Here is a 24,300-nt window from a genome sequence, read left to right as displayed (position 1 = left end):
ATATTTGGTTTTTATTATTACAAAGGCGATATAAAATATTTATTCATTTTCTGAGTCGACTATTTTAGCTGCCTCAGATTGTTTAATAATTGCTAGTATTGCTGTTTTTGTTTTACTAATAATATCCGGTAAATATTCGTATTTCTTTTTTCTTAATGCCAAATCTTCAATTTCTGCAAGACTAGATGAAATGGCATTAAATTTAAAAAATTTAAAAGAAGGAATAGCTTTATGTGCTTTTTCTCCTATTTCTATCCAATCTTTTTGGCTTAGTCCCGATTCAAATACCTCTACTAATGCTTTTGCATTCATTGTGAAGTTCTCGATCATCATATTGAAAAACTGAGAATCACCATTAGCCGTTTGTTTTAAAACAGCTACATTAAAAGTATCAGTTGGTAAAGTTGGTTTCATATTTTTGTTTTCGTTTTTTGTTTTTTCTACGGTAGTTGGCTTAATCTGTAAATTATGATAAAGTTTGTTGTAAAGTTCTACCTCCTTAAATGGTTTTATTTGGTCATCCGTTATTATACCAGTAATTAGTAGCTACTGCAATTGTAAGCCTATCGAACAATTTGTCTCCATAGTATCTCCGGTTGAGTTTGTAGCAAAATTCATCTAAATATTGTTGCAGGTATTTACCATTTATTTTATGGTATATCCCTGAAAAGGTTCGTTTTGCGTTACTTATTGCAATATGTGTCCAGCGCAATGTATTTGCAGTTGTTTCTTTGGTTGATTTTTCTGTTATATGGATTTCAACAAAATCTGCAATGTCAAAGTAACTTGTACTCTTGTCACTGAATACGATACCTTTATCGTTGATATTTTCTTTTATTATATGGTTAATTTCTTCTGAATTATGGCTTTCTAAGACTTTCATTTTAAAGTACCTGCATTGTTTTCCTTGTTGACCAGTCTCAATATCTTCCAGTGGAATTGATTCAGCCATTACTGCAACATTTACCTGTTTTTGACTCCCTCGGCCACGTTTTAGATTTTTCCGGTCCTTTTCGCAGGTCTCTGTTTCAAAATAACCTTCATCAAACTCAAGCATGCCTGCCAGCTCATAAAGGCCATCCCTTTTGCCTATTGCCTGACGAATCTTATGCATCATTGACCAAACCGATTATTCGTATCGGCTGTGCCCAAGTTGTCTCTGCATCTCTGTGGCAGATATGCCTTTCTTTGTAAAACTCATAAAAGCCATAGCTAAATACCATTTCCGAAGGGGCAGATTCGCATTTTCCAGCATTGTCCCGCTTCGCAAGGTTGTCCGGAACCGGCATTCAGAACATTGCCACTGCCATTTAGCTTTTAACCAATAATGTTTGGTGCAACCACATTTCTTGCATAGGATGCCCTGTGACTCCCGAACGCCTTTAAAATGCTCCTTACAGCTATTTTCATCTGGAAAATCTTCTACAAATTTGATAATATTCATATCATTTCGTTTTTTCCAATTTAGCATTTTTTTATATTGTGGCATTATTGCGGAGTATCAATTAAGAAATGACGAGATGTGAAAAAACAACTCTTTTGCAAACTACGATTTGAAGAGTAGGTTTGCAGCGGTTCGCAAATGTGTTGTTTTGTGGGTAGGGGTTCATTTGTCTTTGTGCAGGTGGAGAAAAAAAATAAATTCCCCTCAGACTGCACTATCCTATCAACAAAGCACCAATCCAATCAATCCATTTTTTCAGAGTTCTTTGTTTTTATTATAATCTTTAAAGAGGCCGTCTCATAACAAGTTTATGGGACGGTTTTTTATTTTGCGTTTTTTAGGAGTTTGCTCCTAACTTTTGAGGATATTTTGCGTTAGATACGTTTTTTCAAAAACGCAAAAAGGTTTTAAGTCCTTTTATGCACTTATTTTAGCCAAATTGTGCGCTAAAGCGATCAATCCGGTTTCAACTTCTACTTTTCTTTTGCCACGTAGCAAAAGCCTTCTAAAACCTTTGTTATTTTTAATTATCCCAAAAGTTGCTTCAACATCTGCACACCGCTGTTTGCGGCGTTTTACCCCTTCATCGCTCAACAGTTTTTTTCGGGCGGCCTGTTTATGCTTTTCCAGGTTATGGTTGATTTCAATAATGCGGTTGCCATTAGCTTTATGGCAGCCCCAGCGTAAAGGACAGCCCTTACAATTTTGTGCTTTGTAATAAGTTAGGTGCTGTTTAAAACCGGTTGTGGTTTCACGGGTTCCGGTGCCATGTTTTGTCATTTCCTGTCCCATCGGGCAGTAAAAACAATCTTTTCCCGGGTTGTAAAAAAGATTGTCCTTATGGAAGATGTTTGATTTAAACTTTTTGGTTTGTTCTTTATGGAAGTAATTAAACTTTACAAAAGCTTCAATCTCTTTTTCTTCCATAAACTGGTAGTTCTCTTCGCTGCCATACCCTGAATCGGCAGTAGCAACCTGGGGGTATTGTCCATATAATTTCTCGTGTTCATCCAGGTGGGCAGGAAGTGTAGTGGTGTCGGTAGTGGTTTGTTCTACCGTATAATTAACCACAAATTGGTTATTGGTAGAAAACTGCCAGTTGTAAGCGGGTTTTAACTGCCCGTTTCTCATGTGGTCTTCTTTCATACGCATGAAAGTTGCGTCATGATCGGTTTTGGAATAGCTGTTACGCTCCTGTAGTACCTCTTCCTGTTTTTCGTATTTCGACAAGTTTACCGGCCAGTTCCTGGCTGCGTACTTCAGTTTTTTTTTACTTCAGAACTGGTGTCCCGGTCCCTTAATGCTTCATTGATTTGGGCAATGGCCTTTTCTACTTTTTCTGATGATATCTCTTTAAAATCAGGTGTAGGTGGAAGCTCTTTTTCCTGTTCATATACCGATTGTACATGCCCCCGGATTTCTTCTAATTGTTGACGGATTTTTTCTTTTTGCGTTTCAATGGCATTGCCCCAAACAAACGTGTAACGATTGGCGTTGGCCTCCATCTTTGTCCCGTCTATATAAACTTCCTTTATGCTCAGGTAACCTTCTGCTGCAAGCATTTCTACAACAGAACCAAATATCTCTTTCAGGTTGCCATCCAGGCGTTTCCCCCGAAACCGGTTGATGGTATTATGGTCGGGCTTGCTCATGCCGCTTATCCACATAAAATGGATATTCTCTTTTAGCGATTCTTCAATCTGGCGACTCGAATAAATATTACGCAGGTAAGCGTAAATCAATACTTTTAACAACATGCGGGGATGGTAGCCCGAACTACCGCCACCCGGATAAGTATCCATAATGCAATGGATATCGACCTTATCGATTATGCTGTCAACTATGCGCACCGGATGCCCCGATGGAACTAGTTCATCAATATTCGGGGGGAACAGCATCGACTGTTTGTCGTGATAAGGTTTGAATGGTACTTTTCTGTATCTCCTTGCCATGCCTGAAGATACTAAATCGCTGACAGTCAACAAAAGCGATCAGTGACAACTTTCATTATTTTATCTGCTATTCGCTGAAAATCAATAAAGGTCATCTCTTTTGAGACAGCCTCTTTTTTAATTTTAAATAAATTTTGTTTTCATTTATATTTTCTACTTCCACATCATCAATTGATTTCTATGAAAAAGATTTATTCTCTGATTTTAGATGAATTCCATATTTGTCAATGATAATGCCTGGTTGTCTGTTTTGTAATCTTTTAATTATTGAATAGCCAATATAACATAGTACAGCAAAAGGAATTACTATAAAGAAATCAGGTCTTTTAAGTTTAAAAAGAACCATAGTAATTGCAGCAATGGAAAAATATATTTCAAAAATTGTTACATTTCTTGGATATTTGCCGGAAATAGAAAGAGGCGAAATAAAAAGATACAGAATTTAAAAAAGTAATATATAAAAAAGGAGCCAGCCAGAATACTAAATAACCCCAACAACACAATTTATATGAAATAGAGACTTAATCAATAGCCCATTTTGATATTTTCTCCAATAATTCATTTTTCCTTATAGGCTTAGGAATGTAATCGACAAACCCCTTTTGTAAATATTTTTCTTTGTCTCCACTCATTGTAAAAGCAGTTTGAGCAATAATCTTTATGTCTTTGTTTAGTTTTAGGATCTTTTCTGCAGCTATGTCACCATTCATTACTGGCATACGAATATCCATTAAAATAATGTTGATATCAGGATGTGATTTAACCATCTCAACAGCTTCTTTACCGTTTTTGGCCCAAAATAATTTTACCGCTTTATCTTTAAATAATACAGAGAGATAATGAATATTTGACTCTTCGTCTTCTGCAATAAGAATTGTTTTGTTTTGAAGACTATTTTCATTTACTAAAGCTTCCTTTTCTATATTTTCAGACTGGTCTTCCACTCTTTTATAAGGAATTTCAAATCGGAATATTGACCCTTTGCCATGAGTTGATTTGACTGACATTTTACCTTCCAGCAACCTTACGATCCCCCTTGAAATTGACAAGCCCAAACCAGTGCCATCAGATTTGTGATTTATGTTTTCAATTCGTTCAAATCGCTCAAATACGGTGTCAAGTTTATCTTTTGGTATACCTATACCCTGGTCTTTTACAAAAATCTCCACTCTGTCGTTCTTAATTGTATATCCAAACTTGATCGTACCTTTTCTTGAAAACTTTAATGCATTACTAACCAAATTTGTGAGAACCTGCTGTAACCTGAGAGGATCCGTTTCAATAGCCAATTTCGAATACTTTTCAGGAATAATCGCTTTAATCGTGATGTGTTCTTTTTGTTTTTGCTTTTTTATTTCGTTGAATGTCGCCTCGGTATCCGTAAATATCTTTTGCAGGTAGCAAACTTCTTTATTCAGTTTTAACTCTCCAGCTTCAATTTTTGAAACATCAATGATATCATCAATCAAGTTCAAAAGCTGTTTAGAATTTTTTTCAATAATGTCAACATATTCATTTTTTGTTTTATCATCTATCCCGTCTTCCCTCAATAAACCTGCAAAACCGAGCAAACCATTCATCGGTGTGCGGATCTCATGACTCATATTGGCCAGAAACTGATCTTTGTAAATATTTGCAGAGTTAGCTTTTATTATTGCCTGCTTCAAAATTTCTTCGTTTTTCTTTTTCTCCGTAATATCCATAAAAACACCAATAAAACTAATAATTTTGCCGTCTACATCTTTCTCGAAAGGAGAATTAATGGAATAACACCAAACCCAGTCTCCCTTTTTGTTTCTGAAGCGATATTCTATTTTGCAAAACTCAAGTCCCTCCGCAATTTCAGACATATGCTTCTGAATTTTTTCTTTATCATCCGGATGGTAAAGAGACATAAATTCATTTTCAGTCATGGTTTTTATTTCCTCCGAACTATAACCTAATATTCTTTCAAACTGAGGATTCATATAAGTGTTGGTGCCTTTTTTAAAATTATAAATGTATTTAGCGGAAGGCGATAATTCTGTTATTTTTTTTGAGAACTTCTGTTCACGCATTAGTTCCTCATGCAGATTTCTTCTAATCGTTATATCCTGTGCTACGCCCCGCAGATGGGTGATCTTCCCGTTTTGATCTCGGCTAACGTCTCCGGTAATCCACATCCATCCGTTTGAACCATTCTTTTTGATTGTTTGCAACTCCAATTCATAGGCTATCCCTTCTTTTATAGCTTTATCCAACGATTTACTCAGTATCTTCCATGATTCAGGAGTAAAAAGTTTCCCGTGTTCGGAATAAGGCGGCGGCGGAAGAGAAGGATCAAAACCATACATTTTGTATAACTCCTTTGTCCAGAAAACTTCATTTGTTTGAATATTCAACACCCAACTGCCCATTTTTGCAATCTCCTCGGCTTTGATAAGCTCGTCTGTTTTAGCCTGAAGAGCGGCCTCTTTTTTCTTTAATTCATTAATATCGACAAAAGTTATTACTACCCCTTCAATTTTTTTCTGGATTGTAATATACGGACCGACCCTCATGAGATAATTTTTCCCGTCTAAATCAACGATTTCTTTTTCAATGGTCGTCAGTTTTTCAAGTGACGTTTTGGAATCACCGAGAACATCGTTTATTATGTTATCTCTGAAATTGGAAGCAAAACCGGCGATGGGCCTGCCAATGTCACTATTCCGTAATTTGAAATGTTTTTTTAAGGGAGCGGTAAACTTACGAATCCGTAGTTCAGTATCTAAGAACAAGGTACCAATTTCGGTACTGTCCAGCAGATTATTGACATCGTCGTTCAACGTTTGTAATTCTTTGTTTTTCTCCTGTAATTCAGCATTTACTGTATATAATTCTTCATTGACTGATTGTAATTCTTCATTGGTACTCTGAAGCTCTTCGTTGGAAGCCATTAGTTCTTCGTTTGACGACTGCAATTCCTCATTGCTGGTTTCCAATTCTTCCACCACATTCTGCAATTCTGATTTTGTGGCTTTAAGTTCATTTTCAGCATCTTCAAGCCTTTGCTTGGAAGCAATATCCAGAGGTACACTGTCAATTTCGATTGTCTCATTTTTTGATGTTTCTTTATCCCGGCCAAAGCTGACAAAATAAACATCGTTATAATTAGCCAGCTCTTCAGCTTTATGTAAACCGATATCAAAAGTAAATTTTTTCTTTTCAGAGTTGCTTTGAACGTCTTTTATGAAAATATCCTTATTTTCCAGCATTAACCGGCGCATTCCGCTTCGAAGACTGGTTGCTATCTCAGGACTCACTGCTTTTAACAGGTTGTTTTGAAATATTCCTTCGTTGTAACTTAATTTTTTACCTGCGTCACCCTGAATATAAAGGATATCAAATTCCCTGTTTATAAAAATAACAGCCGGGCTATATTTTTTACTCAGGTACCTATGAAAGGCAGATTCAGGATTTTCTTTATACCGGTATTCATGCTGTATGACCTTATCTCTCTGACTTTTGTAGGTTAAGCTACTAATTCTTTCTTCAGGATTGGACTGTCCGGGAATTTGTTTGGCATCGGTAATATTTTGAAATATTTTCCATTTACTATCAATAACTTTAAAAAAAACAGAGGCTTTCCCTAGTGATTCGCTGTTTCCAAGAAATAAGTATCCCCCTGTATTTAAAGCAAACTGGAAATTTAAAATTATTTTGTACTGGATATTATTCTCTAAATAAATAAGTAAATTCCGACATGAAATAAAATCCATACGGATAAAGGGAGGATCTTTTAGTATGTTGTGGTTTGAAAATACAATCCTGTCACGTATACGTTTAATGATTTCGATTTCTTCTCCTGATTTTACAAAATAATTTTCGAGATAAAAGTCATCAAGTTCGTTCTTAAAGTGGTATTGACCGTGTCCGGCATTATTTAAAGCCTGGCTATCGATGTCGGTGGCAAAGATTTTAAAATCGTTATTCAATTTGTGGGTTCGGATATAATCATCGAACAAAATGGCAATGGAGTATGCTTCCTCTCCTGTGGAACATCCAGGAATCCATATACGAATAGTATCAGTATTTTTTTTCTGTTTTATCAATTCCGGGATTATCTTCGTTTTCAACACTTCAAAAGCTTCAATATCTCTGAAAAAGCTGGTTACACCAATCAGAAAATCCTGCCTCAAAATATCCTTTTCTTTGGAATTGCTCTTTAAAAAAGCATAATAATCAGTACATTGTTCAAAGTTATTTATGCTCATCCGTTTTTTAAGGCGGCGAAGCAGCGTATTTTTTTTATATTGTTTAAAATCGATGCCCGAGTTTTTATAAACTTCATTGATGATACGATAAAAAACAACATCATTGGATTTTGTTTCTTTTTCCGATAGTGCCAGGTATTGTCCGGGGAATCTTATTAAAATATGTGCAATCTCGCCAGGAGGTAGTATGTGGTCAACCAAATTCGTCTCAATTGCAGAATTGGGCATTCCATTGAATTGGGCAGATTCCGGTTCCTGAACAATTACGGTCCCTCCTCTCTCCTTTATGGTTTTTATACCGCGTGACCCATCAGAACCGGTTCCGGAAAGGATTACTCCAATTGACTTTTCTCTGTATTCTTCCCCCAGCGAGTGAAAAAAAATGTCTATCGGCAGATTGAGATTTTTTTTGGGTTCCTTGTCAAACAGATACAGTTTATTGCCTTTTATTTGAAGATTTTTGCCACGCTGGTTAAAATAAATACAATTGGCAGCTATGGTCTGTTTGTCTTCAGCGGTAAAAATTTTCATTTTTGTATGTTTGGCCAGTAACTCGGGCATCAAACTTTTAAAATCGGGAGAAAGGTGTTGAATAATTATAAATGCACTTCCAGTATCGTTGGGTAATTTATCGAAAAGTTGTTGGATGGCATCAAGTCCCCCAGCTGAAGCACCTATCCCTACTACCCAGAGATTTTTTTTATTACTCATAACCATTAATTTCTATAATCCAATTATTAAATTAATACATGTCTTGACTCTTTAGATGACAAAGAAGATTAGCTATATTAAAACCTGTTTTATATTTTTCTTTATGATCGGGAAACGAGTACTTATAATTTTGTCTATTTCAGGGTTAAAGATTTTACTATCAGGTTTAAGTTGGCTTGTAAGCATTTCAAAAATGGTTACAAACAATTACTAATTTATTAAAAATTTAAAAGATATAAAAATACTTTTATCTAAAATAATAAAGAGAGATAGAAATTTGTTTAAGCATTCAGTACATTATAGATATCGATTTGCATATTCAAAAAAATGTATTCATTGAATGAAAAAAGGGCTAACCCTGGGGGTAACCCTTTTTGGTGTTCCAGCAACAGCCGGTAAGCTAAACAAGGGGTTACAGTATTTTTCAATTCAATTACTGATGTGGGGCAAAAGGCAATTTTATATTATAAAGATATATAAGTAAAAATTAATAGTTGGATAGTTTAAATTAATTTAAACTAAAATTAATTTTTATCAGGAGAGCATTAATAAAAGAGTTTCCTGTGGACTGCAATTCAAATGTAGCCTATTTTGTAATCTATCAAATTACTTGAAATTATTTAACCTTTGTAAGAAATTCTTTTGCAGGTTTGAAGAATGGGATTTTATGGGCGGGAATGGTAATAATTGTATTTTTTGAAATGTTCCTCGCTTTCTTTTCAGCTCTTTCCTTAATGATAATGCTTCCAAATCCTCTCAGATAAACATTTTCACCATTAGCTAATGAATCTTTTACGACCTCCATAAAAGATTCTACGGTTTCCAAAACTATTCTTTTATCAATATGAGTTCTTATCGCAATTTGATTTACAATATCTGCTTTTGTCATAATGGTATTTTTAGTAGTAAAAATTCTTTGATGTTATTTTTATTTAAGCGTCTTCTTGTATTTCAAATATACCAAATAATTTTAATAACATATTTTGCAAATGACTAATATTTTGCAATGTTGAACTAACTTGTCAGCATTTGCAAAAAACAGAAAAAGAAACAAAAAAAATTGTATCTTCACTTCTAATAAAAAACGCTCTTTGTATTTTGTGCAAAAAGAAGAAAAAAACGGAAGTTCATTCGTTTCTAAATCGTTACCTGTCAAGAGAAATATTAATGCAATTCGTTTGTTTTCAGCCAAAAAAATAATTCTTGTGTCTTGGTTTGTGCGGATTCGACAAGTCGAATCTCGTCCTAATCTCAGTTTCGGTCGGACTGTTCACACTCTCGTCTGACCGCCACGACCTCATACCACCACCGTCAGACTGAACTTTATGATATGTATTAAGCAATTTCGTTTTCTGAACATTTTTCCTGAACTGAGCAATTCTGTTACTTGAATCCCCTAAATCCTCCTGCAATTACAGATAATAGTAAAAGAATGATGGCAATAAAAAAAACTATTTTGGCAATTGCGGCTGCTCCGGCGGCTATTCCACCAAACCCGAATAATGCTGCAACCAGTGCAATTATTAGAAAAACTATGGCTAAACGTAACATGACTTTGAATTTTATAGTTTGTATTTTTCTTTACTTCCATTCCCGGATTGGTTCTGGAGTTAGCTTCACGCGAAAGGCTTTAAAATTTTTCGCGCAAAGCTTCCAAATGAATGAATTAATCCAGGCTAAATATCTTTGGCATTCTATTGTACATCTTTTGGTTTAGAAGCTATTTTCGGATCTAACAAGTCGTAGAACTGGTTAAGTTTTGGAAGAATTACGATCCTTGTTCTGCGATTGATTGATTTTCCTTTTTCGGTATCATTGCTAGCCAGGGTATTGTATTCGCCTCGTCCGGCGGCAATCAAACGGTTCGGATCAACATCGTAATCCTGTTGTAAAACCCTTACTACCGAAGTAGCACGTTTCACACTTAAATCCCAGTTATCCTGTATACACGAATTGCTAATCGGATCGTTATCGGTGTATCCTTCAACCATCACCTCAAATTCAGGTCTTGATTTTACGATACGCGCAATTTTCTCCAGTACTTCGTGTGCTCTCGAAGTCAGCTCAAAGCTTCCGCTTTTATACAACATGCTGTCAGAAAGATTGATAAACACCACGGTTTTATCTACCTTAATTTCAACATCTTTATCTTCAATTCCTTTGGCTAAAACACTTTTCAGGTTAATTGCAAGTGCTAGGTTAATTGAATCGGCTTTCGACCTGGCTTCCTGCAAAAAGCGGATGTAACGGTCTTTCTTTTCCATCTGGCTAAGTGTTTCTTTTATATTTTCGTTAGCCGACTGTGACAACACGGCAAGGTCGCCAACCTGTGTAAGTTGTTTATCGCGCTGCTCTTTTAAATCGGCAATTTGTTCTTCCCTAAGGTTTAATGTTATTTTATTCTGCGACAACTGTTTAATGTAGTCGTTCAAATTATCGTTACATTCTTCCAACTGCTGGTTCTTTGCAGCAAGATCGCGCTCGAGCTGATCCTGCATAGCTGTGTATTTTTTTGTTGTTACGCAAGATGTTATTCCGAATGCAAACAGAACAATAAATATATATTTGATTTTAATTTTCATGATTCAATTTTTTTTTGTGAATTAATTTTAATTGTTGACTTTGGGGCTTTCGCTAAAACTTTAAGCCCACATAAACCTGAATAACCATGTTTTTGGCATCGCCCAACAAATCGTGCGAGATATCATCGTCTTTTGCTACCGGGTTCAACCCAAGGTTATAATTCAATCCGAAAATCATTGGGTCGAGATCGAAGCCCAAACCAGCAGTTAAACCGTAGTCAATTGTATTAAAATGATCCCCGTCCATTTCATCGCTCGAATTATATTCTCCCCCGAAAAATTCGGCATCGGTATCTGTATTTGCGTTAATCAGGTAACTCACATACGGACCAAACTGAAATTCGAAATCTTCTGATAAATTGAAAACCAATTTTACCGGCACATCAATGTAATTCAGATTGAATTTTGTTTCTCCATCCGCAAATGCATTTTCATCATAATTCAGCTTAATTCCTTTTCCCGAGTAAAGAAGTTCCGGCTGTACTGCGAAGGATTCACTAAAAGGAATTTTGGTAAATACTCCGGCATGGAAGCCCATTTTAAGATTTTTATCGTCGTTTCCATCTGTTGAAAGACTGGAAAAATTAAGCCCACCTTTAATCCCTTTTGCGCTATTTTGTGCGTAGACCAAAGTTCCGAAACTAAGCGTTAAAATCGCGATCAATACTATCCTTTTCATTTTTCTAAAATTTTGAGTTTTTTATTCGCAAAAATGGCAACCTCTACACGTCTGTTTTGGCTTCTACCTTCTTCAATTGAATTATCAGCAACTGGCATTTCTTCGCCATAACCTACTTCTGAGATTCTTGAATATGCTACTCCGTGCATTTTAAGTTCTTCAGAAACTGAATCAGATCTTCTTTCAGAAAGTTACTGATTGTAACTCTCTGAACCTTTATTGTCAGTATGCCCATCGATCAGAATTTCGGTATCTTCGTATTTCTTCAACGTTTTTGCCAATGCGGCAATATTTTCTTTTGATGTATAAGTAAGTTCAGATGAATCGAAACCAAAAAGAATCCCTGAATCAAAGGTGATTTTGATACCTTCTCCAATTCGTTCAACTTTTGCGTTTTCAAGATCTTTCTGAAGTTCTTCGGCCTGTTTATCCATGTAGTTACCAATTAATGCACCTGCCGAACCACCAATTACTGCTCCCAATATCGCTCCTTTTGCTGTATTATCAGATTTTGAGCCGATTAAACCACCGATAACACCTCCAGCACCAGTACCGATTGCTCCTCCTTTTAATGTTTTAGTGGTATTACACGAAGCTAGAACCATTATTATTGCCATCAACACGAGCAGTATTCCCTTGCTTCTAAAATTTTTTGTTTTCATATTTTTCAATTTTTATTATTTGATTTCGGCTTTTGTAATCGAATAATTGTGCCAGTTGTATTATACAGGCGTCAATAAACCATAACACACCACTGATTATCAAAAAAGTAAGGAATAATTATAAAATATAGAAGTATTTATTCCAGTTCTGAATTATGCACAATTATATCCACACAATGAGGTTTAAAGTCTACAATTGCTTCATGTAAACAATAATACCTCATGAGTATAAACAGCTGACAAACAAAAACTTGAACATATAACTAATATTTAGAGTAACACTAATTGGTATAGAGAACTGTAAATTTTAATATTGAATATTATGAATGCAAGAAAACTTATTTTAATCATGTTTACATTAGTGTCCACTAAAAATTAAATAACGTTCTTTGAAACAATTGTAATTCTATACTTTACGCAACTTTTTTGAGCGTGACGATTTGAATCAGTTAAGTTCGGGGATTTTTAAAATCACATGAACAACGGGAAATACGTTTTCGCTCAACTCATAAGTTTTTTGCCACAAAGGGTATTCGATAAATTTGTTACCAAATATTTGGGCAATAAATATGTTAGGCACTTTACCTGCTGGAACCAGTTACTATGTATGATTTTCGGTCAACCGACCAACCGTGATAGTTTGCGCGATTTGATTGTTATCATTGCCGCTCACCAAAACAAGACTTATCATCTTGGTTTTGGAAAATCAGTAACAAGGAGCAACCTGGCAAAAGCTAACGAAAAGCGCAAGTACAAAATCTTTTAAGATTTTGCTTATTACATGATTGACTTGGCCAGGAAAAAACTTGCTAACGATGATTTTGAAATCAAAGGAAAAATTTATGCGTTCGATTCTTCAACCATCGACTTGTGTTTAAGCGTTTTCTGGTGGGCAAGTTTTCGTAAAACAAAAGGAGGAATAAAGCTCCACACGCTTTACGATATTACCACACAAATACCGGCGTTTATCCACATCACGGCAGCTTCTGTCCACGATGTCAATGTAATGGATGTTATTCCATACGAAACAGGGGCATATTACATTTTTGACCGTGGATATGTTGATTTTGAGCGCCTTTACCGAATACAGGCACTTTCTGCATTTTTTGTAGTAAGGGCAAAAACAAATCTGAAATTTAACAGGATGTACTCGAATAAAATCAACAAAGAATCCGGTCTGATTTGCGACCAAATCGGAAAACTGTCTGGTTTTTATGTCTCAAAAGATTATCCTGATAAATTACGGAGAATCAAGTTCTATGATGCTGAAAGTAACCGATACTTCGTATACTTGACAAACAACATGGATTTAACAGCCGAAGAGATCGTGCTTTTATACAAAAACAGGTGGCAGGTTGAATTATTCTTTAAATGGATAAAACAACATCTGAAAATAAAAGCATTCTGGGGTACGTCTGAAAACGCAGTCAGGATACAAATTTATTCAGCTATCATTGCTTACTGTTTAGTTGCCATTGTAGGTAAAGAGTTAAAAATTGAACGCTCAACCTATGAAATATTACAAATATTAGGAATGTCGCTACTGGACAAAACTTCTATCAATGAGCTACTTATAAACATAGATTACAAGAACGTCAAAGAACTAAAATATAACCAGCTGTCCCTCAGCTTGTTTTAAGTGGACAGCAATGTCATGCTTATTTTATTTAGTTCGGGCATTGCTATGGCACAGTATGATTTTGCTGTTGGACTGCGCTCGGGAGGAACTTCCGGATTAACACTAAAAAAGAATAATGGAAGCTCAGTAATTGAAGGTATTGTTGGATTCTGGCATCATGGAATGAGCCTGACAGGGTTATGGGAGAAACAGCAGAATGCTTTTGATGAACAAGGCTTTAACTGGTTTTATGGTGTAGGAGGTCATGTATCTTTCTATGGTGATAATTTTGATGGCAGGGGTGGAGTTGCGTGGTATGATCATCCTCATCATATTGATGACGGGGATTTTGGAATTGGGATTGATGGAATTGTCGGTCTTGAATATAAAATTCCAAAAGTACCTATAGCTTTTGACTTAAACTTAAAGCCATTTCTTGAAATTGTTAGCGAAGGCGGGGTTATCTTTTCACCTGATCCAGGAATAGGAATCAAGGTTGCATTTTAACAAGTCACCCAAATATTGTCGATTAGACTGAGGCATCTTTTTAAGCGTTAAGCGAAATGCCTCTTTTTTATTTATTCATTTCTAATAATATTTTCTGCTGATCAGTCTTCCAAATTTTTTATAAAGTTAGGCATTTAACTACTTTCTGTTCCTAAATAAAAATTCCCAAAAAGAACCTGTATAATTCCTTTTTTTTAATTTGACTGTAACTTAAAAATAACATCGAAGCCACTATCTGTTGATGAGTTGTTTAACTGAAGAAACAGGAACTTAAATAATTCGTACTCCAGTTTTACCTCGTATTTGCCCACATCTTTTTCGTTCGTTTCACCAAAACGCTGCTGGTAACTTACAAACAGGTTGTTGGTAATGTATTTTCCGACCACTACTGTGGCATTGTCGAAATCGCCGTTCCCTTTTACTTCAATGTAATCCACATCCAAACTATTTCCTAGCAAATTGGTTAATTGTGAGGAAAGTACAGCCATTGCCGCCGATCCGGCCAATTGTCCGGCCCCCGAAACATTTTCCTGCTGATCGATGGTCAGTTCGTTCATGCCCTTGCCAAAAAGAATATACGACAAAGCATCGCCTTCGCTCACCTGGCTTCCATCCAACGCAAAATTAATTTCGGGTCCGTTAGCGGTTCCTGTAACATTTAACGTTAATGCCTGCTCGGCCTCTTCAGGATTTCGGAACGAATAAGTAGCCTGAATATTCAAACGTGGAATCAACTCCTCACCTCCCTGGAAAGTTATCGTTCCCTGATCAATTTTGAAGGTTTTCCCTAAAATATCGTACTGACCGCGCACAACATCAATACTTCCAAACAACTCAAAAAACTCAGCATTCTTAATCACCTCCAATTCTCCTGAGATTTCAACAAACATATCTTTGTTTTTAATCCAGGTGTTTTGCGGAAATTCAACCGTTAACAGGCCAGTAAGCCCATCGAGATATTGAAGATTAACCGTGTCTCTTGTAGAAACAGTATCTAAAACAAGCGCTGCGGTATCAACAGGATTCGAAAAATTTTCAATCTCACGAACCAACACGGGTTTTGGAATATCCGGCTCGGTAAAACGGCCCGTCATATTCATAACCGCAGGCAAATAAATATTGGCTTCAGGCACTTTTAGTTTTCCGTCGAAAACCACTTTCCCGGCCTTCCCTTTTAAACTGGCGGTGATCAAAAGGATTGAATTTGTTAAAATGAATCGCAATTTCCGACTCACTAATATCGCCCCGATAAAAAGCCGAACTAAAATCAACCGTTCCGCTGGCCTTTAAATCGCCATCGTGGGTTCTGATGTAAAATGAATCGAACCGGGCTGCATCTTCAGTAAAATTAAGATCGAAAATAATATCGTTGTTATCAATTCCGTATTCGGGAATAACTACCGAGGCATTTTTCAGTTTCAGGTTGCCGGTAGGTTTGGGCGTTTCCAAAGTACCACCAACATTTATTTTTCCATCCAGAAATCCTTTCACCTGGTCGCCTTTCTGCAAAAACTGAATGGCCGCCAAAGAAAAACGATTAATCAGCAGTTCCGCATTAACAGTGTCCTTGGGATTAACACCAAAACTAAGGCTGTCGAAGCGTGCAGTTACCGGAATATTTGCATCCAAATTGAAAGTACCACTATCAAGCGGCGTTATTTTTCCCTCGAAATTAAAGCGGCTGTCTTTTACGCTGAACTTTCTACCCAAATCGGAAAACTGATAGCCATAAAACAGCGCATCATCAACCGACAAATTACCCGAAATATCGGGAGAAGCAGTAGTTCCCTGAATCGTTGCATTGGTGTTTATTTTCCCCGAAACATCCGTTTTAATTCCAACACTTTCAAGGATTCCGCCAATATCAACATTGGCAATTTCGAGTGTAAAATCTTCGTTGCCATAACGCGAAATCACACCATCTGCCCTGAGATATTGCGCCGAATCGTTATTTGCCGAAGCCATTTTCAGGTTCGAAACGCGATAATTCAGCGAATCGAGTTCGAATACCGCCGGAGATGGCACAAGTTCCAGATGCTGATTTTTATAATCGAGCGTCCATTCCGAAAGCTCTATTTTTAAAGTGTCTGATAATGCAATTTGTGAATTTACTTCAGTGTGCAACTGATCGCCCGAGACTCTGGCTTTTACCGAAACAGAATCGGTGAAATAGTTTGCCATAGCCGAAATGCTGTCGAGCTCAAATTCGCTTGCACGGAATTTCTCAACTTCAGCCTGTGCCGAGAAAGTTGTATCGCCGGGAACAAATTGTCCCTTACCATTTACCACCAGTTTTTGTGCTAACAGGCCAGAAAATCCTGAGTTTTTAAGCTCCACATTTGCAGTCATCAAAAGTGAATCTTGCGTTCCCCAAAGGTGTGCTTTTACAATTCCGCCACCGTACACACTGTCTAACGGAATGTAGGCCGAAAACGCCTGAATACTATCGAATGCCGCAGATAACTGTACATCGGAACTTCCCTGAAGATTGTAATTTCCACTGGCCTCCAAACTTAAAGCCTCTGCAGTTGTCCAAAGCGAATCGATTTTAATTGCGGAGTTGGCATCGTTTAAACTCAAAATAACCGTATCCACATTATACGGCTCGCCTTTTTCGATGATGAAATTCAGCTTTACTGTTTTCTTTTTGTCGTTTGTTTTTAACGAATCAGGTTTAACTTTTACATCCACAAAACCTTCGGCCTGGTATGTTCTTTTGAGGCGCTGCAGATCCATCTCAATTAAATCGTGGCTGTACAAAGTTGGTTCGTCGGTGGTCAAAAACTTTTGCAATAATGAAACCTCATCAATTGCCATTTTCTCAATCAGAAAACTTTTTTCGAGCGACTTGTTGCCTTTAAAACTCACGTTTCTGATTTCGTAGTTTTCCTGCGCCTGCACTTCTAAGCTCACCATTTGCAGGCCAAGCACAATTAAAAATATGTAAACTGTATTTCGGATCATAAATAAAACTTCGGCAATCAACACAAAACTAATCTTTAAAACTATTTCTGATAATGCTTTCCACCGAGGAATTAGCAATCAGATTTATGCTTTGCGCGTGTTGGGCTGCATTTATCGTATCGGAAGAAAAAACCATCTGCACATTTAGCTTTTCCATCTCCGCAATTATTTTTTCATTCGTTTGTCTTTCCTTTTTTTCACGGTCCTGATGTAAGTCGCCTTGATTCGCTCCGGGTAAATCTGCGCAATTCTCGCGTATATTTCCGGGTCGTGCTGCCCGTTGTCGCCCACCAAAACAAAAGGCAACTTCGGATACATCTTAAATAAGCCTACAATTTTCTCGAATTTATGTTCGTGGTTTCCGCCACCTTGTTTCCACAAATTTAAAATGCCCGGAGGTATTTCGCGGAGCAAATAAACCCCCTTTCGGGAATTTATTGAAGGTACAAAAATCATCGATCAAATCGTATAAATTCCATTCGCTGCTCGATATATAAAAAAACGGGTTAGCATCGTTTCCATTACCCCCGAGATGAAGTGCACAGTAAAAAGCTTCAACTCCGGGAAAGGGTTTTCTTGTACGCGAATTGTGCGTAAGTATCAAACGTAACTTGCTTAAAGTTTGGGTTGAATGACTTACCATAATTGTATCATCAATATCAGAAATTACTGCAAATCTTGCGTCGCTTCCCGGCACCAGAATTTCGCCTTGTGCACTGTATTTTTCTGACCCCACCCCTGTTTTGTCCATTAATTCGGCATGGTAATGAAGCCATCTTGTTTTCTCTTTCTTCCGCACAAAATTTACAGGTAACTTGGTTTTGAATATTCCGTTTTCTTCGGTCACCAGTTCTTTAGTGGCATTACTCAATTCTACTTTTACCCGCGCACTGGGAATTTGATCGCCTGAATAACGTTTTAACATAGCCAGAATATTTTCGCCCAAAGTGTTTTTCCCGTCTAGTTTTTCAAGGCCTTTATCTTCGGTTAAAGCCCCGGCAATAAAAGCTTGGCCCGCTGCATACGAAGCAAAACCTCGGCACGGGATTATTTCAGGAACACCAAGCCAGCCCAACTTATGTTTAATCCTCACTTTCTGTTTTCTGAAAAAACCTTTACTCTTCCGTTCGAAATAATCAAGCGTTTGTAAATCTTCTGTCATTATCAAATTCCGGTACAAAATTTATGTTTATCAAAGAGAATAAATACACAAGATATGCCAAAGAAAAAATCAAATAAAAAGATGCTTTTTGTGATTAATCCAATTTCGGGAGATAACGACAAAATCAGCCTCGAAAAAGAAATTAAAGCCTTGCTGAAACCACACAGTGTGGATACAGAATTTTATTACACAACCGGGAAAAATGACCGGGAAAGTATTTCAGAAATTATTGACGAAATAAACCCGTCAACGGTTGTGGCAATTGGCGGAGACGGCACTTGTAACCTTGTTGCGCAAACAGCACTACACACGCCAATTAAAATTGGAATTGTGCCTTTGGGTTCGGCAAACGGGATGGCTACAGAATTAAATCTGCCTACCGATCTGGAAGAAAGCCTAAAACTTATTCTCGCCGGAAAAACCAGAAGTATCGACGTATTGAGAATTAACAAGGAACATATTTCGCTACATTTAAGCGACTTAGGCTTTAATGGCCAACTTATTGATGTCTACGAAAAAGGTGAAACCCGGGGCTTACTCAGCTATGCGAAATCGTTTATCGACAATTTTGGAAATGCTGCCCCTGCAAAGTTTGAAATTGTTTGCAATGGGAAAAATATAAGTAAAGAGGCTTTTATGGTTGTGCTGGCCAATGCATCGAAGTTTGGAACCGGAGCTGTTATTAACCCGCTCGGAAAACCCGACGATGGCTACTTTGAAATTGTAGTAATGAGGCCTCAAAATTTTATGCATTTTCTGGAAATGCTGGTGCCTTTTTATACCAGCAAAATTCACACGCTCGACTTTGTGGATACCTACAAATGCCAGCGGGTAAAAATTAAAAATCAGAAGAAACAAAGCCTCCAGATTGATGGGGAAAAAATTGGTCAACCGCTACAAGTTGATGTGGAAATTCTACCACGATCGCTCGAAGTAATCGTTCCGTAAAAGAAATATTATCGACTATATTTTAAAGCCGGGCAAACAAACAAAATTGCGCAACCTGGCTCCAAAAGCTAATTGTTGCGCAGAGCTTCAATCAATTCTTTTTTACTCATTTTGCTGCGCCCTGCAATTCCCACCTGTTTAGCCTTTTTATAGAGTTCGGCTTTTGTGCGGTCCTCGTATTTGCTGGCACTTCCTCCTTTTGTGCCCGAATCGGGCGTATTCGCTATTCTTGCAGCCTTTTGCTTGCTGTAACCTTTGTCTCTAAGCGCTTCATACTGCTCTTCATTTTTCACTTGCGGAATATTATTCTTCTTTGCCATAACATCTTTTCGTTTGAAATTATATACCATACAAGAGCGAAAATACCCTGCCAGAAATTGATTCTTCAATCGAAAAAATAAGCTTACCCTGATGAACGAGATCTGCGAAAAAGCCGCGCAACAAGAAGTGGCACAATTATTACAATATGTATAACAAATAATTTGAAAAACATGAAAACAACCGGATTAATAAAAACGGGTCTATCCCTCTTCATCATTGCTCTTTTATTGGTCTTTATTATACTGGTAAAAAATGTTCTGATACCACTGGTTGTTGCCATGTTTCTTTCGTATTTAATGTACCCGCTGGTTTGGGGAATCGAACGCCGCGGAGTTAACCGGGCAATTTCTATTCTTATGGTGTTGTTTACGGTTATCGTGCTGATTGGCGTAAGTACATTTCTTTTGTCGTTACGGGCTTCGAACATATCGATTGATTTTGACGAGGTAAAAGAACAACTTGACGACAAAAGCATTTCAGTACAACATATTGTAAAAGAAAAGCTGGGAATTAACGGATCTACAGCCGATTATTATGTAGACGAAGCCCTAGACAATATTGCCAGTTCGTGGCAATCGGAAATAGGAACTTTTTTTTCAGCAACTACAACAACGCTGTTTCAGATCGGAATTTTACCGGTTTTTGTTTTCTTCCTACTATTTTACAGGACCAAAACCGCGCGTTTCATTTTCAGAATAACCCCGAGAGAAAAACGTCCCACAACATTGCACATCCTTCGCGAAATATCAACCGTTACCACCAAATATCTTGGAGGGTTGTTTTTGGTGGTTACGATTTTGGCTGTATTAAATTCGCTGGGACTTTTTATAATTGGGATTAAACATGCGTTAGTATTCGGAGTGCTTGCAGCCTTCCTAAATCTTATTCCCTACGCAGGAACGTTTCTTGGCGGATTTATCCCATTTGCCTATGTATTTTTCATTGACCCAAATCCGTTTGCGCCGATGCTAAAAATAGCTGCGCTATTTGTGGTTATTCAGTTTATCGAAAATAACCTGTTAACGCCTAACATAGTGGGTAACAGTATAAAAATAAATCCACTGGCTATTATTCTGAGTTTGCTTTTTGCTAATATGGTTTGGGGAATTGCCGGGATGCTCGTAGTAGTGCCTGTGTTGGCAACGGTAAAAGTAATTATGCGAAATATTGAAAATTTAAAACCGTACGCATTTTTGATTAGTGACCGAGGTATGGAGAAACATAAAATCAAAATGTTCAATAAAAGAAATAGTAAAAACTAAAATGGTAACTGGAGTCAAAAACCACCTTAAAATAATTCTTAACGCATTCAAAAATTTCCGCACAAATAATCTGATTGGGATGGCTGCAACCACAGCTTATTTTACTATTTTTTTGATTGCTCCGATACTCATTATAATTATTGCTGTTTTTGGCGTTTTTACTAATGATGCAGTTATTCGTACAAAACTGTTTAATGAACTGGCACAACTTATAGGCGGCGAGAGCAGCAAGCTCCTCCAATCGGCTATTGATAACTATAGTATAAGTGAAAAAGGCGGAATAGGAGCACTAATTGGTGGTGTCGTATTTTTAATTTCTGCTACCACTTTATTCAGCATCATGCAGAATTCAATTAATTATATCTGGAGGATAAGGGTTAAATCGAAATTGAAATTAAATGTTTTAAAATTTCTGAAAGACCGTTTGTTTTCTTTTGGATTGATTCTGAGCCTTGGACTTGTGCTACTGATTTCGCTGATAATTGACGCTTCAATAAGTTTGTTCCAGGATTGGATATCGATGCATTTTAACCCCGAATTTGTTGTGCTGATTAATGTTTTAAAAGTGGCATTGTCGCTGGTAATAACCACGGCCGTATTTGCTTTAATATTTCGCTTTTTACCCGATGTATCTGTTAGATGGACAGCCAGTTGGTTTTCTGCCGTTATAACTTCTATCCTGTTCTTTATAGGAAAATACCTGATCAGCATTATTATTGGGAAAAGCCAGTTAGGTGCGATTTACGGTGCTGCAAGTTCCTTTGTCGTCATCTTGGTTTGGATTTACTACGTTTCATTGATCTTCTACTTTGGTATAGAATTAAGTTACCAGTATTCTCAATTCAAAAACCACAAAAACAAACCACTCAAATTTGCCGAACCTTTCAAAATAAGCTCTGTCGACAAATAAAAATTTCCTTTTTGGAGTTTGATTCACCTCAATAATATACAGCAAAAACTTTTATTTGCCTTATCTAAAAGATAACTATAAAATAGCTTATTACGAAAGGCTGCAAACATTCAAATAGAATTATATCGAGATTTCAGAGCATAAAAAAAACAGACCTTTAAAAGTGCCTGTTTTAATTTTACCGTGTATTATTTTTATGCCCATGTCACCTCCCCCGGATTAACGAAATCAAAATTGAAATTACCGCCAGAACAAGGAGAATATGAATTAAACCTCCAACCGAGTACACAAAGAACCCAAATAACCAGCCTATAACCAGTATTACTGCAATGATATAAAGTAGTGATCTCATGGCTTATAAGTTTTTGATTTCTTCGATTAATTCTTCCCTGGCTTTGCCGGTTCGCTCTTGTATACGTCCGAGCAATTCATCTTCTTTCCCTTCGACATAGGTAAGGTCATCATCTGTCAGTTCGCCATACTTTTGTTTCAGTTTTCCTTTTATAACATTCCATTTTCCTTTTACAACTAATTTGTCCATAATCTTAATTTTTATTATTAAACTTATTTTTCTACTAACTGTACTATTTATTATGACAAAATCATTCCAAAGTTCAACACAAAACTCAAACAACTAATATATTGACACTTACATAAATTCATTTTATTTTTATTGTGGATTTCTGTGTGGGGCTCAGGGAATTTTTTCTACACTTTTGTTCTCTACACAACTGTGTTATAACAAAGGTTTTGGAACCGCGACTGATTTTATACCAGAGTAAAGCGATTTCCACCAGTAGTTAAATAACGATTTCTTTTTATCACGGGAAAAATGAATGGTGCCTTCGCGGTAAACCTTTTTGTTTTTAAGATTATCCTTTTTTAGAATCAGCCCGTTAAAAAATACCGACTGAACTGGTTTTGCCGAATCGTTTCTGCGGTTCAGAAGATCAATTTTTAAATCGGAATACTGGATGGTTAATGCACCCTCCGACAAATCGTTGTTGTAATGAAAATCGAAATTAAGCTCGTGTATGTAACCGCTTTTTATATCGGCCGCTAGATTTTCATTTACAATCGGGTTGATAATTCCAAAAGCAGTTGGTTCAAGCTTTCCTTTCACCTCATATTCGCCAGGATACTTTTTATTTGGTATTACGAAGTATGCATCCATATGAGCTTTGCCCATTAGCTTTCCGCTCACTGAAATAGTTGTTGGAAGAAGAATCAATTTACGGATATTACTTATCTGATAGGCTTTTGCGCTAAGCCCAGAAAAAAATACGGTTCCCGCTTCATCTGCACCCACTGCATGTTCTTCATATTTTATGTAGGCATTTTCAAATGAAAGCGAATCGATTTGTAGGGGTAATTTCAGCTCGTCCAACGCTTGCATCGGAAGCTTCGTGTCGGGTTTATTTCCACGCGGCAGCCTTTTGTCGCGAAAGGCAAAGCCTTTCACTTTTCCCAGCGAAACATTGTTGGCAATAAAACCACGGTTTTCCAGTAACTTCTGCATTTCAAATCCACTTATTTTAATATCCTGCAAATCAAAATCAAACCAATCGGTTTCTACGCCGGTTTTGTGGCCTACTTCATATTTTGGATAGTTAGTACTTAAATGCAACTGCCCTATCTGAATGTTTTTTGAAGTACCAAATTCCAGTTCACAGCCAACAACAGTATATAAATTGTTTGATAAGGGAACCGACCATTCTTCTATGTTGCCTGATAAGTGGTCGAAAGAAAAGTTTTTGAAAACATATTGTTCATCTCGGTTAAGTGAAAGATTAATAAATTCAATTTCAATTCTTGAAAAACGACTTGTGTCATTTGTATTTATAAACTCAAAATTTCCATTTGTAATAACAAAATTCCCAACAAAAAATTCTGCTGATGCCTGTTTTGAAGTGTACGGCCTTACTCCGTTCGCGCTATAATTCCCATGTTCAAGCAAAACCTGAGGGCTATGCAAATACACTGCATTGGCAACAAAGGATCTTTTTAGCAACAGTCGGATTATTTTAACGCCGGTTATTTTTAATTTAGGCACTAAAACATCCATCCCATCGATATTGCTTTTTGCATGGAAGGAATCGAGCACAATTCGACTACCGGGTAAATTAACGCGTACTTTTTCGATTTCAAACTGGTAATTACCAAAATTACCCTCGTTAATTTTGTGCTTTATAAAACTGGGCAAAATCAGTGAACTCAATCCCCAAAATGCAAAAACAGCTACGAAAATTATCATAGCTGCTCTTTTTACACTGTTTATTTTATTGTTTTCAAATGGCTTTTTCATTACATATGTATAAATTGTTTTCCAAAGAAGCGTTTTGC

General features: G+C 36.8%; 21 protein-coding genes and 3 pseudogenes. 6 read left to right on the top strand and 18 right to left on the bottom strand.

Annotated features, from left to right (window positions below; translation table 11 throughout):
• Positions 1–39 precede the first annotated feature (39 nt).
• From GM418_RS29670 to GM418_RS29630, 9 genes and pseudogenes are all read right to left on the bottom strand, one after another.
• Positions 40–414, bottom strand: coding sequence for a hypothetical protein (locus GM418_RS29670; protein ID WP_158871788.1), 375 nt, complete (start codon positions 412–414; stop codon positions 40–42).
• A 103-nt stretch (positions 415–517) separates the two neighbouring features.
• Positions 518–1,444: pseudogene (locus GM418_RS29665) on the bottom strand (IS1595 family transposase).
• A gap of 417 nt (positions 1,445–1,861) precedes the next feature.
• Positions 1,862–3,396, bottom strand: a pseudogene (locus tag GM418_RS29660) (IS1182 family transposase).
• Between the two features lie 521 nt (positions 3,397–3,917).
• The gene (locus tag GM418_RS29655; protein WP_158871786.1) at positions 3,918–8,342 is read right to left on the bottom strand and encodes a chemotaxis protein CheB; all 4,425 of its coding nucleotides are present in this window, start codon (positions 8,340–8,342) and stop codon (positions 3,918–3,920) included.
• A 616-nt stretch (positions 8,343–8,958) separates the two neighbouring features.
• Positions 8,959–9,231, bottom strand: coding sequence for an HU family DNA-binding protein (locus tag GM418_RS29650; RefSeq protein WP_158871784.1), 273 nt, complete (start codon positions 9,229–9,231; stop codon positions 8,959–8,961).
• Positions 9,232–9,725: 494 nt separating this feature from the next.
• Positions 9,726–9,893, bottom strand: a complete 168-nt coding sequence (locus GM418_RS29645) for a DUF1328 domain-containing protein (protein ID WP_158871783.1) — start codon at positions 9,891–9,893, stop codon at positions 9,726–9,728.
• A 143-nt stretch (positions 9,894–10,036) separates the two neighbouring features.
• The gene (locus tag GM418_RS29640; protein ID WP_158871781.1) at positions 10,037–10,924 is read right to left on the bottom strand and encodes an OmpA family protein; all 888 of its coding nucleotides are present in this window, start codon (positions 10,922–10,924) and stop codon (positions 10,037–10,039) included.
• Between the two features lie 52 nt (positions 10,925–10,976).
• Positions 10,977–11,603 (bottom strand): porin family protein, encoded by a 627-nt coding sequence (locus GM418_RS29635; protein WP_158871778.1) that lies wholly within the window; start codon positions 11,601–11,603, stop codon positions 10,977–10,979.
• Positions 11,600–12,208, bottom strand: a pseudogene (locus tag GM418_RS29630) (YiaD family glycine zipper/OmpA-like lipoprotein). The gene GM418_RS29635 and the pseudogene GM418_RS29630 overlap by 4 nt, the downstream one beginning before the upstream one ends.
• A 532-nt stretch (positions 12,209–12,740) precedes the next feature.
• Here GM418_RS29630 and GM418_RS31770 point away from each other — a divergent pair.
• The 3 genes from GM418_RS31770 to GM418_RS29620 are packed head-to-tail and all read left to right on the top strand — an operon-like array spanning position 12,741 to position 14,390.
• Positions 12,741–13,031 (top strand): DUF4372 domain-containing protein, encoded by a 291-nt coding sequence (locus GM418_RS31770; protein ID WP_246222792.1) that lies wholly within the window; start codon positions 12,741–12,743, stop codon positions 13,029–13,031.
• A gap of 15 nt (positions 13,032–13,046) precedes the next feature.
• Positions 13,047–13,904, top strand: a complete 858-nt coding sequence (locus GM418_RS29625) for an IS4 family transposase (protein WP_246222791.1) — start codon at positions 13,047–13,049, stop codon at positions 13,902–13,904.
• Positions 13,905–13,919: 15 nt separating this feature from the next.
• On the top strand, positions 13,920–14,390 hold the full coding sequence (locus tag GM418_RS29620) for a hypothetical protein (RefSeq protein ID WP_158871776.1): 471 nt from the start codon (positions 13,920–13,922) through the stop codon (positions 14,388–14,390).
• 194 nt (positions 14,391–14,584) lie between these two features.
• On the opposite strand, the gene GM418_RS29615 is transcribed toward GM418_RS29620, so the two are convergent.
• From GM418_RS29615 to GM418_RS29600, 5 genes are read right to left on the bottom strand one after another with little or no spacing between them, the layout of a single operon-like run.
• Positions 14,585–15,583 carry a translocation/assembly module TamB domain-containing protein gene (locus GM418_RS29615; protein ID WP_158871774.1) on the bottom strand — a complete coding sequence of 333 codons (999 nt, stop codon included), beginning with the start codon at positions 15,581–15,583 and terminating at the stop codon, positions 14,585–14,587.
• Positions 15,516–17,354, bottom strand: a complete 1,839-nt coding sequence (locus tag GM418_RS29610) for a translocation/assembly module TamB domain-containing protein (protein ID WP_158871772.1) — start codon at positions 17,352–17,354, stop codon at positions 15,516–15,518. The genes GM418_RS29615 and GM418_RS29610 overlap by 68 nt, the downstream gene beginning before the upstream one ends.
• 28 nt (positions 17,355–17,382) lie before the next feature.
• Positions 17,383–17,511 (bottom strand): hypothetical protein, encoded by a 129-nt coding sequence (locus tag GM418_RS31975; protein ID WP_281350229.1) that lies wholly within the window; start codon positions 17,509–17,511, stop codon positions 17,383–17,385.
• 8 nt (positions 17,512–17,519) lie between these two features.
• On the bottom strand, positions 17,520–17,810 hold the full coding sequence (locus GM418_RS29605; RefSeq protein ID WP_246222790.1) for a phosphatase domain-containing protein: 291 nt from the start codon (positions 17,808–17,810) through the stop codon (positions 17,520–17,522).
• Entirely contained in the window at positions 17,701–18,516 is an 816-nt protein-coding gene (locus tag GM418_RS29600) for a phosphatase domain-containing protein (protein WP_158871768.1), read from the bottom strand. Before GM418_RS29600 ends, GM418_RS29605 begins: the two co-directional genes overlap by 110 nt.
• 54 nt (positions 18,517–18,570) lie before the next feature.
• Between GM418_RS29600 and GM418_RS29595 the strand changes: the two genes are divergently transcribed.
• On the top strand, positions 18,571–19,464 hold the full coding sequence (locus GM418_RS29595) for a diacylglycerol/lipid kinase family protein (protein WP_158871766.1): 894 nt from the start codon (positions 18,571–18,573) through the stop codon (positions 19,462–19,464).
• Between the two features lie 68 nt (positions 19,465–19,532).
• Here the strand turns inward: GM418_RS29595 and GM418_RS29590 are convergent, their stop codons facing one another.
• The gene (locus GM418_RS29590) at positions 19,533–19,784 is read right to left on the bottom strand and encodes a DUF7218 family protein (RefSeq protein ID WP_158871764.1); all 252 of its coding nucleotides are present in this window, start codon (positions 19,782–19,784) and stop codon (positions 19,533–19,535) included.
• 171 nt (positions 19,785–19,955) lie between these two features.
• Between GM418_RS29590 and GM418_RS29585 the strand changes: the two genes are divergently transcribed.
• On the top strand, positions 19,956–21,047 hold the full coding sequence (locus GM418_RS29585) for an AI-2E family transporter (protein WP_158871762.1): 1,092 nt from the start codon (positions 19,956–19,958) through the stop codon (positions 21,045–21,047).
• Between the two features lies 1 nt (position 21,048).
• Positions 21,049–21,957: a YihY/virulence factor BrkB family protein gene (locus tag GM418_RS29580; protein WP_158871760.1), complete on the top strand. Its 909-nt coding sequence runs from the start codon at positions 21,049–21,051 to the stop codon at positions 21,955–21,957.
• Between the two features lie 205 nt (positions 21,958–22,162).
• Here GM418_RS29580 and GM418_RS29575 read toward each other — a convergent pair whose 3' ends face one another.
• The 3 genes from GM418_RS29575 to GM418_RS29565 form a co-directional block, all read right to left on the bottom strand.
• Complete coding sequence (locus GM418_RS29575) at positions 22,163–22,309, bottom strand: lmo0937 family membrane protein (protein WP_158871758.1); 147 nt, start codon at positions 22,307–22,309, stop codon at positions 22,163–22,165.
• Positions 22,310–22,312: 3 nt separating this feature from the next.
• Positions 22,313–22,498, bottom strand: a complete 186-nt coding sequence (locus GM418_RS29570) for a CsbD family protein (RefSeq protein ID WP_158871756.1) — start codon at positions 22,496–22,498, stop codon at positions 22,313–22,315.
• A 195-nt stretch (positions 22,499–22,693) separates the two neighbouring features.
• Positions 22,694–24,262, bottom strand: a complete 1,569-nt coding sequence (locus GM418_RS29565) for an AsmA family protein (RefSeq protein WP_158871754.1) — start codon at positions 24,260–24,262, stop codon at positions 22,694–22,696.
• Between the last annotated feature and the right edge of the window lie 38 nt (positions 24,263–24,300).

Source organism: Maribellus comscasis (genome assembly GCF_009762775.1).
GTDB classification, from domain to species: Bacteria; Bacteroidota; Bacteroidia; order Bacteroidales; family Prolixibacteraceae; genus Draconibacterium; species Draconibacterium comscasis.
Note: the sequence above shows the minus strand (reverse complement) of the source record. Positions and strands in the feature narration are given on the sequence as shown.